This is a genomic window from Phytobacter sp. V69 (assembly GCF_965644215.1).
In the GTDB taxonomy this organism is placed as follows: Bacteria; Pseudomonadota; Gammaproteobacteria; order Enterobacterales; family Enterobacteriaceae; genus Phytobacter.
The window spans coordinates 1-11,770 of sequence record NZ_CBFFRL010000159.1 but is presented as its reverse complement, the minus strand read 5'-3'; the positions used below and the strand labels follow the sequence as shown (position 1 = coordinate 11,770).

The window sequence follows — 11,770 nt, the reverse complement described above, 5'->3', positions numbered from 1 at the left end:
CGGCCTCATTTCTCGCTGCCGTCCAGATCAGATGCATCGCTCTCTGGGCTAAAATCTTGTGACGACACTATCTAATGATGGGCGTGCAACGGTGACCGTACCGCTATATGCGCACCGCGGCCACAGCTTATGCCGGCAGAGCGGATGGGATGCTGGAATGCACCGTCAGCTATAAGTAAGAATTAAGCTTTGCGAGGAAAACCCGGCGCCGATGGCCGGGTTTTTTTATGGCTGTGGTTTAGAAGTTATAGGTCAGGCCAACGGTATAGCGACGACCGTCGAGCACCGTGTCATAGGTGTCGTAATCAATCTGCTTATCCAGCACGTTGTAAACCCCGGCGGAGACCAGCAAATTCTTGTTGGCGTTGTAGCGCAGGCCTACATCTACCTGGCTGTAAGACGGCGTACCCTGCGACATCGAGGTGCGACTTAAGTATTCCGAGGTTTTGCCACGGAAGTTCAGGCGGCTCCACAGACCGATATCTGGCGTAGCCTGCCAGTCGAGCGTGGTGTTCACCATGTGCTTCGGCATTTTGTTGAGTGGCTTGCCGGAAAACTGGCCGCTTTTCTGTTCCGACTCGGTGAACGTGTAGTTAGCCGTCAGGTTAAGATCACGCGTGATGCTCCAGCCGAAGGTGGACTCGACGCCACGCATATTGGCTTTGTCAACGTTGACGCGATCGCTGACAAAATCGTAGCTGACGCTGCCAATGATGCAGGCCGGATCCGCGCTGCTGTTGCAACGACGTACTTCGGTGATTTTGTTTTTGAAATCGGTATTGAACAGGGTGATGCCCGCGTTGAGGGTATCATTGTTATCCCACAGCAAGGCAATCTCTTCGCTCAGGCTTTTTTCCGGTTTCAGGTCGGGGTTGCCGACAATGATGCCGTTCAGGCGACCGCCGCCCGTCACCTGGCCCCAGTTGGCCGAGGACTGGCGCAGATCCGGCGCACGATAGCCTGCGGAAACGCCACCTTTAAGGGTCCACTGGTCATTCAGATGCCACACGCCATAGCCGCGCGGTGTCCAGTTGGTGCCGTAGTTTTCATCTTTGTCCATACGCAGGCCGCCGGTGAGACTGAGGCTGTCGAGAATGGCCCACTCATCTTCGGCAAATAGCGCCCAGCTCCAGCGGGTGAGCTTATTCAGCCCGTCTGCCGCTTCCAACTGATTGCCGTTATCGCGCAGTTTTTCATAGCGATACTGCCCGCCCACCGTCAGGGTGTGGCTGCCAAGGAAGATCTGGTTCTGGTTGTTGAAGATGGTGTTGTACGACTTCATTTGGCGACCGGGGTTATTGGTCTCCTCCTGCTGAATGTAGCTGGAGGTGTTGAAATCGCTGTAGTAACCGCTGTGGGTTAAAGAATACGTGGTGTGCTCGTAGCGGCTTTCACTTTTGCTGTTGGGCGTACACACGCTGCCACGGCAGGTTTCCGCCGCCGAAGACATGCCCGGCGTGCTGTTGCGATCCTGCAATTCGCGGGCGATATCCAGGTCGAAATCGTTTTTATCATCCGGGGTGAAATTGAAGGTCACGCCGCCGTTGCGCAGGCGCTGTTCGTTATAGCCGTTGAGGATTTTATCTTCCGCACGACGGGACAACAGCCCGGTCACTTTCGCGCCGAGCAGGCCGTCAATCAGCGGGCCGGAGGCGTAGGCGTTGGTCTGGAAGAGATCGCCGGAATCGCTGTTTTCCTGGAACGTGGCATCGCCGTGCAGCGCGCCGGTCCAGCCTTTGGTATTGGAGACTTTTTTGGTGATGACGTTAATCACGCCACCCATGGCATCGGAACCGTACAGCGATGACATCGGCCCACGGATCACCTCGATACGTTCGATTGATTCCAGCGGCGGCAACCAGCCTTGCTCGATACCGGCGTTATCGCTGTTCGGGCGCGTACCGCGGGTGCTGATACGTTTACCATTGACCAAAAAGAGGGTGTATTGCGAGCCCATGCCGCGAATGCTGATATCGCTGCTGCTGGCACCGCCGGTCACCACAACGCCCGGCACATCTTTCAATGCATCGGTGACATCGCGGTAGGCTTTGTCTTCAAGCTGCTGTTTGGAGATAACCGAAATAGAGGCCGGTGCATTCTGGATTTTCTGTTCAAACCCGGTTGCGGAGACAACGACGGTGTCCTGGTCGGCCGCAAAGAGTGCCGGGGGGAAGGTGGCTGCACAGACCGCGACAGCCAACAATTTAGCGCGAGGTATAGTCATTTTGTCATTCCGTTTAAATGAGTAAAGCTCCATCGGGTAAAACCATTAAGACTATAAGTGTTTGTCTTTTAAGAACTCAGATGATGGAGAAGCGGAAAGATTGTGGAGAAAAAGTGAATTTATGTAAATACAAGTGATAATTTAAATCATTTGCATTTGCTTGTAATGAAGTGAAGAACATAAATCCCATCAATGGGATAGGGGCGAATGTAAGGGTTCGTAAAGAGGAGGGCGTGCGCCCTCCGGTGATTATTTCAGCAGATGTTGCGCGTGGAAACGCAGGTGGTCGTCAATAAAGGAGGCCATAAAGTAGTAGCTGTGATCGTAGCCAGGCTGAACGCGCAGCGTAAGCGGCCATGCGGTCTGGCGGGCAGCTTCGGCCAGACGTGCGGGCTGTAGCTGTTCGGCGAGGAACTGATCGGCATCGCCCTGATCGATAAGGGTCGGGATCGCATCCTTACTCTGACTGGCCAGCATCAGCGCGCAGCTGTCCCAGGCTTTCCAGGAGGCGGTATCGTTGCCCAGATAAGCGCTAAATGCTTTCTGCCCCCACGGCACTTGTGCTGGGTTCACAATCGGTGCAAACGCGGAAACGCTGGTAAAGCGCCCTGGGTTTTTCAGTGCCATGATGAGCGCGCCATGGCCACCCATTGAATGGCCGCTGATGGCGCAGCGGTCACCTACGGTAAATTGCGACTGAATCAGCGCGGGCAGTTCATCGCGCAAATAATCATACATGCGGTAGTGCGCCGCCCACGGCTGTTCGGTGGCGTTGAGATAAAAACCTGCGCCTTTGCCCAGATCGTAACCCTCGGCGTCGGCAACGTCTTCGCCGCGCGGGCTGGTATCCGGCATAACCAGAACAATGCCCAGCTCCGCCGCGACGCGCTGTGCGCCCGCTTTGGTGGTGAAATTCTCATCTGTGCAGGTCAAACCCGACAGCCAGTACAGTACCGGAGAAGGGGTTGTATCGCGCGCGGGTGGTAAGAAAATGCTGAACGTCATAGGGCAATTCAGCACGGTGGAGTCGTGCCGCCAGCGTTGTTGGCGCCCCTCAAAACAGCGGTGCTCTTCAAGCAATTCCATGCAAGGCTCCTTCATGAATTGTTAACAGTTAAAGCGTGACAATTGTCCATAATACAGATTATTCATGTGCCTGTGAGCAACTTTCACTTTCACCGCGCTGCATCATAATGCATCATAAATTTTACTTTTTTTTAACGTCAGAGGTCTCCATGGCGCTGCGCATTGCGCTCTGCGGATTTATCGTACTGGTTGTGGCAATGGGAATCGGGCGCTTTGCCTTCACGCCGCAGGTGCCACTTATGATTCGCGACGGACAACTGACATTAACCAGCGCCGGGCTGGTCGCCGCCATGAATTACCTCGGTTATTTGCTCGGTGCGTGGGATGCGATGCGTGCCAGTAAGCATGTCGAGATGCGCCTGTACCTTGGCGTGGCGGGTGCCGTTGCATTGACCTTCCTTTCCGCACTGGCGGATAACGCCATTGCACACGGTGCGCTGCGTCTGGTGATTGGGGCGATGAGCGGCTGGGCGATGGTACTAACTGCGGCCTGGACCAATGAGCGTCTGGCGCACTATGCCCGTCCTAGCTTAAGTGCCGCGGTGTTTGCCGGGCCGGGAGCCGGTATTGCCCTGAGCGGCCTGCTGGCGGTGGCGATTCAGTCGCGCGCGCTCTCCTCAACGGCTGCCTGGCAGGTCTATGGCGTCCTGGCGCTGGTGCTGGTGGTCTTTATCGCCCGCTATTTGCCGCGCCCGGGCCAGTTACATCGTACCGGTGTTCAGCCGGAACCGCTGCATCTCACAACCGATCTGAAAAGACTGGTCTGGAGTTACAGCCTGGCAGGGTTTGGCTACATTTTACCCGCGACCTTTCTTTCGCAAATGGCGGCGCTGCGCTTTCCCGGTAGCCTGTTCGCCCAGTTTGTCTGGCCGGTGTTTGGCGCGGCGGCCGTTATCGGGATTGGGCTGAGCATCGTGCTGCGCCATGTGGGCCACAGTCATCAGCGCCTGGCGATCGTGCTCTGGCTGCAGGGGCTGGGTGTAATAGCATCTGGCGTGCTGCCGGGCATGAGCGGGCTGGTGATCGGTGCGCTGTTGGTCGGTGGCGGTTTTCTGTGTGCGGTGCAGTTATCGCTGCTGTATGGGCGTGAACTGGCACCGAAGCACACCCGATATATGGCGGGGTTATTGACCACCGGTTATGCCGTCGGGCAATTGATTGGGCCGATGACCTCTGCGCTGTCTACCTGGCTTACGCAGCGGCTGGAACCGGCATTGGGACTGGCCGGACTGGCGCTGCTGGTCGGGGGCGTTTTGGTCTGGAAACGCACGGTCTGAAAGGCACGAGCAATTTCATTAATTATCACCGTGAATACTGGATTCTGTGCGCGACCTCACGCACAATGATTGCTCGCTTCGCCCGTCGCACGGCGAAGATGCCACACCTGCAGGAGAATAAAAATGTCATCACTCAGTAAAGAAGCGGCTCTCGTACATGAAGCCCTGGTTGCTCGTGGCCTTGAAACCCCGTTGCGCCCACCCGTCGAAATGGATAACGAAACCCGTAAACGCCTGATAGCCGGTCATATGACCGAGATTATGCAGCTCCTTAATCTCGATCTGAATGATGACAGCCTGATGGAAACGCCGCATCGTATTGCCAAAATGTACGTTGATGAAATTTTCTCGGGGCTGGACTATGCCAATTTCCCGAAAATCACCGTCATTGAAAACAAAATGAAAGTGGATGAGATGGTCACGGTTCGCGATATCACGCTGACCAGCACCTGTGAACACCACTTTGTCACCATCGACGGGAAAGCCACTGTTGCCTATATCCCGAAAGAGTCGGTGATTGGCCTGTCGAAAATTAACCGCATCGTGCAGTTCTTTGCCCAGCGTCCGCAGGTGCAGGAACGTTTGACGCAGCAGATCCTGACCGCGCTGCAAACGCTGCTGGGCACCAACAACGTGGCCGTTTCCATTGATGCGGTGCATTACTGCGTGAAAGCGCGTGGCATCCGTGATGCAACCAGCGCGACCACCACCACATCGCTTGGCGGCCTGTTTAAGTCCAGCCAGAATACGCGTCAGGAGTTCCTGCGCGCTGTACGTCACCACAATCAATAAGACGGGAGAGTTCGGGACATGGAGAGAAATGTCACGCTGGATTTTGTTCGTGGCATCGCCATTCTCGGTATCCTGCTCCTGAATATCACCGCCTTTGGACTGCCAAAGGCGGCCTATCTTAATCCCGCCTGGTCTGGCGGCATCACGTCAAGCGATGCCTGGACCTGGGCGGTGCTCGACCTGTTTGCGCAGGTGAAATTCCTCTCCCTTTTTGCGCTTTTGTTCGGCGCGGGTCTGCAAATGCTGATACCGCGCGGCAAGCGTTGGATCAAGTCGCGTTTAACGTTGCTGGTGCTGCTGGGTTTTATTCACGGACTGGTGTTCTGGGATGGAGACATTCTGCTGGCCTATGGGCTGGTGGGGCTGATTAGCTGGCGCATGATCCGCGATGCGCAAAGTGTGAAAACGCTGTTTAACACCGGGCTGGCGCTGTATCTGATTGGCATTGTGGTATTGCTGTTGCTGGGGTTTATCTCTGGCAGCGCGCCAAACCGTTCGTGGCTGCCGGGGCCGGCCAATATTCAGTATGAAGTGTGGTGGAAGACCACGGGCAGCATGATGGAGGCCATTTCCAACCGGGCTGACATGATGTCGAGCGGCCTGCTGGCGCTGGGCGCGCAGTATGGCTGGGAACTTGCCGGGCTGATGCTGCTGGGTGCGGCGCTGATGCGCAGCGGCTGGCTGAAAGGGCAGTTCAGCCTTCGTCACTATCGCCGCACGGGTCTCTTTCTGATTGCACTCGGCGTGGTGATAAACCTCCCGGCAATTATCGCCCAATGGCAGCTCGGCTGGGCCTATCGCTGGTGTGCGTTTATCCTGCAAGCGCCGCGTGAGCTGGGCGCGCCGATACAGGTACTGGGTTACACCGCGCTTATCTTTGGTTTCTGGCCGCAAATGTGCCGCTGGAAACTGGTCAATGCTATCGCCTGCGTTGGGCGGATGGCGCTGAGCAACTATCTGCTGCAAACGCTCATCTGTACCACGCTGTTTTATCACCTCGGTCTGGTGATGAAGTTCGACCGCCTGCAACTGCTGGCTTTCGTCCCTCCCGTCTGGATTGTCAACATCCTCTTCTCCGTTTTCTGGCTGCGTCGGTTCCGTCAGGGACCGATGGAATGGCTGTGGCGGCAATTAACCGCGCTTGCTGCGGGGACATCATTACCTCGCACATCCAGATAACGATCTGGATCACAATCATTAACAAAATGGATGTAACCGTTTCCATTCGTGTGATGCCACTCACGTAGAAACGTCTCGCCGACTGAGAGAATAGCCTCCTTGCTAAACAGGGGGGTGTCTGTGAGCTGGCGTAATCAACATAAAGGTTGGTCCCTATGATCACCATTCGTGATGTGGCCCGTCAGGCGGGCGTTTCCGTCGCGACGGTTTCCCGTGTACTGAATAACAGTGCGCTGGTCAGTCAGGAAACGCGGGAATCGGTGATGAAGGCGGTTGCGCAGTTGGGCTATCGCCCGAATGCCAACGCGCAGGCGCTTGCCACCCAGGTCAGCGACACCATCGGTGTGGTGGTGATGGACGTCTCCGACGCCTTCTTTGGCGCGCTGGTTAAAGCGGTGGACGTGGTAGCCCAGCAGCATCAGAAATATGTGCTCATCGGCAACAGCTACCATGAAGCGGAAAAAGAGCGTCATGCCATTGAGGTGTTGATACGTCAACGATGTAACGCATTGATAGTGCACTCAAAAGCCTTGAGCGATGAAGAGCTTGCCGGCTTTATGGAACAGATTCCGGGCATGGTGTTGATCAACCGCGTGGTGTCCGGTTATGCCCACCGCTGCGTGTCGCTTGATAACGTCAGCGGGGCGGTGATGGCCACGCGCATGCTGCTCAATCACGGGCATCAACGCGTAGGGTATCTCGCCTCCAGCCATCAAATAGAAGATAACGACATGCGCCGTGAGGGCTGGGTTAAAGCGCTCACGGAGCAGGGTATTGCTGCGCCCGATGACTGGGTGGGGATTGGCTCGCCGGATATGCAGGGCGGGGAGGCGGCTATGGTGGAACTCCTGAGCCGCAACCAGCAGCTGACGGCGGTGTTTGCCTATAACGACAGCATGGCTGCCGGGGCGTTAACGGCGCTGAAAGATAACGGCATTGCGGTGCCACAGCACCTTTCGCTGATTGGCTTCGATGATATTCCGATTGCCCGCTACACCGATCCGCAGCTGACGACGGTGCGTTACCCGATTGCCTCTATGGCCCGTCTGGCCACGGAACTGGCGCTGATGGGAGCGGCGGGCAAGCTCGATCCTGAAGCAACGCATTGCTTTATGCCGACGCTGGTGCGCCGCCATTCTGTTACATCACGGCAAATTGCGGTAACGATCACTAACCTATGATGTTTGATGATGTAACCGTTTTCAATTTGTGAGTAAATTCACAGTATCTTAACAACGTGCTGACTATGATGTCAGCGTTTTAGGAGCTGAAACACGATGTAACGGTGATTATTCACTTTCACTGAGTTAATCAGCCCAAAGCATCGAAGAAAGCGCATCACTGGAGCGTTACCGTACACGGAAGAAAGAATTTTTTCGAATGAACTTCGGCGAACAGTAACGTTTCATTAACTTTCTGCCCCGCCGACCGTTATTCACACGAACTGAACTACCCTGCATAAAAAACCGGAGATACCATGAATAAGAAGGTGTTGACTCTGTCTGCTGTTATGGCAAGCATGCTTTTTGGCGCAGCCGCACACGCAGCTGATACCCGTATTGGTGTGACCATCTATAAATATGACGACAACTTTATGTCAGTTGTCCGTAAAGCCATCGAGAAAGACGCCAAAGATGCTTCTGGCGTGCAGCTGCTGATGAACGACTCCCAGAACGACCAGTCCAAACAGAACGACCAGATTGACGTTCTGCTGGCAAAAGGCGTTAAAGCACTGGCAATCAACCTGGTTGACCCGGCTGCTGCAGGCACCGTTATCGAAAAAGCACGTGGCCAGAACGTTCCGGTCGTGTTCTTCAACAAAGAACCTTCTCGCAAAGCGCTGGACAGCTACGACAAAGCTTACTATGTGGGTACCGACTCCAAAGAATCCGGCATTATTCAGGGCGACCTGATTGCCAAACACTGGGCTGACAACAAAAACTGGGACCTGAACAAAGATGGTCAGATCCAGTTCGTTCTGCTGAAAGGCGAACCAGGTCACCCGGATGCTGAAGCACGTACCACCTACGTTATCAAAGAGCTGAATGACAAAGGCATCAAAACTCAGCAGCTGCAGTTAGATACCGCAATGTGGGATACCGCTCAGGCGAAAGACAAAATGGACGCATGGCTGTCCGGTCCGAACGCCAACAGAATTGAAGTCGTGATCGCCAACAACGATGCGATGGCAATGGGTGCGGTTGAAGCGCTGAAAGCACACAACAAATCTTCCATTCCGATATTCGGCGTCGATGCCCTGCCAGAAGCGCTGGCACTGGTTAAATCTGGCGCAATGGCCGGTACCGTGCTGAACGATGCAAACAACCAGGCGAAAGCAACCTTCGATCTGGCGAAAAACCTGGCAGACGGTAAAGGCGCCGCTGACGGTACCAACTGGAAAATCGAGAACAAAATCGTTCGTATTCCTTACGTTGGTGTAGATCAGGGCAATCTGTCTCAGTTCATCGGTAAATAATTCGTTTTAAGCATGTTCTCACTGGGCGCAACAATTATCGTTGCGCCCTTATAACACGATATGCCAGGCCAACAAGGTATAATTATGGTCAGCAATAATACTCAGTCGTCCGGTGAATTCTTGTTGGAAATGAGCAGTATCAACAAGTCTTTTCCAGGGGTAAAGGCTCTCGATAATGTTAATTTAAAAGTGCGTCCGCACTCTATCCATGCATTAATGGGTGAGAACGGTGCCGGTAAATCGACATTATTAAAATGCCTTTTTGGAATATATCAAAAAGACTCCGGCAGTATTCTTTTTCAGGGAAAAGAAATCGATTTCCATTCTGCAAAAGAAGCGCTGGAAAATGGTATCTCAATGGTTCACCAGGAACTTAACCTGGTGTTGCAACGTTCTGTAATGGACAACATGTGGTTAGGCCGTTATCCGACCAAAGGCGTGTTTGTCGATCAGGACAAAATGTACCGTGATACAAAAGCCATCTTTGATGAGCTGGATATTGATATCGATCCGCGTGCGCGCGTCGGTACATTATCTGTTTCGCAAATGCAGATGATCGAAATTGCGAAAGCGTTCTCATACGATGCCAAAATTGTCATCATGGACGAACCAACTTCTTCGCTGACCGAAAAAGAAGTTAATCACCTGTTCAAAATTATCCGTAAGCTGAAAGAACGCGGCTGCGGTATTGTTTATATTTCCCACAAGATGGAAGAGATCTTCCAGCTGTGTGATGAAATCACGATTCTGCGTGATGGTCAGTGGATTGCCACCCAGCCGCTCGAAGGGCTGGATATGGACAGAATCATCGCCATGATGGTAGGGCGTTCGCTCAACCAGCGTTTCCCGGATCGCCAGAACACGCCGGGTGAGACGATTCTTGAAGTGCGCAACCTGACGTCATTACGCCAGCCGTCTATCCGCGATATCTCCTTCGACCTGCATAAAGGTGAGATTCTAGGTATCGCAGGCCTGGTTGGGGCGAAGCGTACCGATATCGTCGAGACATTATTTGGTATCCGCGAAAAAGCGGCGGGTACAATTAAACTACACGGCAAAAATATTAATAACCATAATGCGAATGAAGCCATCAATAATGGTTTCGCACTGGTTACCGAAGAGCGTCGCTCAACCGGTATTTACGCTTACCTGGATATCGGATTTAACTCGCTTATCTCCAATATTCAGAATTACAAAAACAAAGTCGGTCTGCTGGATAATTCCCGTATGAAGAGCGATACCCAGTGGGTTATTGACTCTATGCGCGTGAAAACGCCTAGCCACCGCACGCAAATTGGTTCACTTTCCGGTGGTAACCAACAGAAAGTGATTATCGGTCGCTGGTTGTTAACCCAACCGGAAATCTTAATGCTTGACGAACCTACCCGTGGGATTGACGTCGGCGCGAAATTCGAAATTTATCAGCTGATTGCGGAGCTGGCGAAGAAGAATAAGGGGATTATTATTATTTCCTCTGAAATGCCTGAATTGTTGGGTATCACTGACCGTATTCTGGTTATGAGCAATGGTCTCGTTGCCGGAATTGTTGACACAAAAACGACAACGCAAAACGAAATACTCCGTCTTGCGTCTTTGCACCTTTAAGATCAGGGGCTCCTCATGAGTGCGTTAAATAAAAAAACTTTTCTCACTTATCTGAAAGACGGCGGTATTTACGTTGTTCTTTTAGTGTTACTGGCGATTATTATTTTCCAGGACCCTACGTTCTTAAGTCTGCTGAACTTAAGTAACATTCTGACCCAATCCTCCGTGCGTATTATCATCGCACTGGGTGTGGCAGGGCTGATTGTGACGCAGGGTACTGACCTGTCCGCAGGACGCCAGGTGGGTCTGGCGGCGGTTGTGGCGGCGACGTTGCTGCAGTCGATGGAAAACGTCAACAAAGTGTTCCCGGAAATGCACACGATGCCGATCATCGCGGTTATCGGCATTGTCTGTGTGATCGGTGCGATCATCGGTCTGGTGAACGGTATCATCATCGCTTACCTCAACGTGACGCCGTTTATCACCACGTTGGGTACGATGATCATCGTGTACGGTATTAACTCCCTGTACTACGACTTCGTGGGCGCATCGCCGATTTCTGGCTTTGACAGCGGCTTCTCTACCTTCACGCAGGGTTTCATCGCGTTAGGTTCTTTCCGCCTGTCTTACATCACTTTCTACGCGCTGATTGCTGTGGCCTTCGTATGGGTGCTGTGGAACAAAACGCGCTTCGGTAAAAACATTTTCGCTATCGGTGGTAACCCGGAAGCGGCGAAAGTGTCCGGTGTTAACGTTGCGCTGAACCTGCTGATGATCTATGCCCTGTCCGGCGTGTTCTATGCCTTCGGCGGGATGCTGGAAGCGGGGCGTATCGGTTCTGCAACCAACAACCTTGGTTTTATGTACGAACTCGACGCCATCGCAGCGTGCGTGGTGGGCGGCGTCTCCTTTAGCGGCGGTGTGGGTACGGTGCTGGGCGTGGTGACTGGTGTAATCATCTTCACCGTTATCAACTACGGTCTGACCTATATCGGTATCAACCCGTACTGGCAGTACATCATTAAGGGCGGCATCATCATCTTCGCGGTGGCGCTGGACTCCCTGAAATACGCGCGTAAGAAGTAATTTACGTCACAAGAGAAACCCCGCCTCGGCGGGGTTTTTTTATATTTGCATGAACACCACCTCCTATGGAGGTGGTCAGCAATAAGTTGGCTCTGCCAATAATGC

The 11,770-nt window shown here is 53.5% G+C and carries 9 protein-coding genes; 7 read left to right on the top strand and 2 right to left on the bottom strand.

The genetic code is table 11. From position 1 onward, the window contains the following. Positions 1-238: 238 nt before the first annotated feature. Positions 239-2,224 carry a ligand-gated channel protein gene (locus ACSZPU_RS19040; RefSeq protein ID WP_499001976.1) on the bottom strand — a complete coding sequence of 662 codons (1,986 nt, stop codon included), beginning with the start codon at positions 2,222-2,224 and terminating at the stop codon, positions 239-241. A gap of 249 nt (positions 2,225-2,473) precedes the next feature. Then, positions 2,474-3,310, bottom strand: a complete 837-nt coding sequence (fghA, locus tag ACSZPU_RS19035) for an S-formylglutathione hydrolase (protein ID WP_499001974.1) — start codon at positions 3,308-3,310, stop codon at positions 2,474-2,476. Positions 3,311-3,459: 149 nt separating this feature from the next. Here fghA and ACSZPU_RS19030 point away from each other — a divergent pair, with 149 nt between their 5' ends. The 7 genes from ACSZPU_RS19030 (at position 3,460) to mglC (ending at position 11,665) form a co-directional block, all read left to right on the top strand. Continuing rightward, positions 3,460-4,587, top strand: a complete 1,128-nt coding sequence (locus ACSZPU_RS19030) for a YbfB/YjiJ family MFS transporter (protein WP_499001971.1) — start codon at positions 3,460-3,462, stop codon at positions 4,585-4,587. A gap of 123 nt (positions 4,588-4,710) precedes the next feature. Continuing rightward, positions 4,711-5,379, top strand: a complete 669-nt coding sequence (gene folE / locus ACSZPU_RS19025) for a GTP cyclohydrolase I FolE (RefSeq protein WP_499001969.1) — start codon at positions 4,711-4,713, stop codon at positions 5,377-5,379. An 18-nt stretch (positions 5,380-5,397) separates the two neighbouring features. After that, on the top strand, positions 5,398-6,558 hold the full coding sequence (gene yeiB, locus ACSZPU_RS19020) for a DUF418 domain-containing protein YeiB (protein ID WP_499001966.1): 1,161 nt from the start codon (positions 5,398-5,400) through the stop codon (positions 6,556-6,558). A gap of 155 nt (positions 6,559-6,713) precedes the next feature. Further along, positions 6,714-7,739, top strand: coding sequence for an HTH-type transcriptional regulator GalS (gene galS, locus ACSZPU_RS19015; RefSeq protein WP_499001963.1), 1,026 nt, complete (start codon positions 6,714-6,716; stop codon positions 7,737-7,739). A gap of 296 nt (positions 7,740-8,035) precedes the next feature. Continuing rightward, entirely contained in the window at positions 8,036-9,034 is a 999-nt protein-coding gene (gene mglB, locus ACSZPU_RS19010) for a galactose/glucose ABC transporter substrate-binding protein MglB (RefSeq protein ID WP_499001962.1), read from the top strand. An 84-nt stretch (positions 9,035-9,118) separates the two neighbouring features. Then, on the top strand, positions 9,119-10,639 hold the full coding sequence (gene mglA, locus ACSZPU_RS19005) for a galactose/methyl galactoside ABC transporter ATP-binding protein MglA (protein ID WP_499001960.1): 1,521 nt from the start codon (positions 9,119-9,121) through the stop codon (positions 10,637-10,639). Positions 10,640-10,654: 15 nt separating this feature from the next. Then, complete coding sequence (gene mglC, locus ACSZPU_RS19000) at positions 10,655-11,665, top strand: galactose/methyl galactoside ABC transporter permease MglC (RefSeq protein ID WP_499001958.1); 1,011 nt, start codon at positions 10,655-10,657, stop codon at positions 11,663-11,665. The last annotated feature ends 105 nt before the right edge of the window (positions 11,666-11,770 follow it).

Bases quoted from the DNA above. Each gene is read 5' to 3' on its own strand.
- ACSZPU_RS19040 (WP_499001976.1), bottom strand. From the start codon at position 2,224: ATGACTATACCTCGCGCTAAATTGTTGGCTGTCGCGGTCTGTGCAGCC.
- fghA (WP_499001974.1), bottom strand. From the start codon at position 3,310: ATGGAATTGCTTGAAGAGCACCGCTGTTTTGAGGGGCGCCAACAACGC.
- ACSZPU_RS19030 (WP_499001971.1), top strand. From the start codon at position 3,460: ATGGCGCTGCGCATTGCGCTCTGCGGATTTATCGTACTGGTTGTGGCA.
- folE (WP_499001969.1), top strand. From the start codon at position 4,711: ATGTCATCACTCAGTAAAGAAGCGGCTCTCGTACATGAAGCCCTGGTT.
- yeiB (WP_499001966.1), top strand. From the start codon at position 5,398: ATGGAGAGAAATGTCACGCTGGATTTTGTTCGTGGCATCGCCATTCTC.
- galS (WP_499001963.1), top strand. From the start codon at position 6,714: ATGATCACCATTCGTGATGTGGCCCGTCAGGCGGGCGTTTCCGTCGCG.
- mglB (WP_499001962.1), top strand. From the start codon at position 8,036: ATGAATAAGAAGGTGTTGACTCTGTCTGCTGTTATGGCAAGCATGCTT.
- mglA (WP_499001960.1), top strand. From the start codon at position 9,119: ATGGTCAGCAATAATACTCAGTCGTCCGGTGAATTCTTGTTGGAAATG.
- mglC (WP_499001958.1), top strand. From the start codon at position 10,655: ATGAGTGCGTTAAATAAAAAAACTTTTCTCACTTATCTGAAAGACGGC.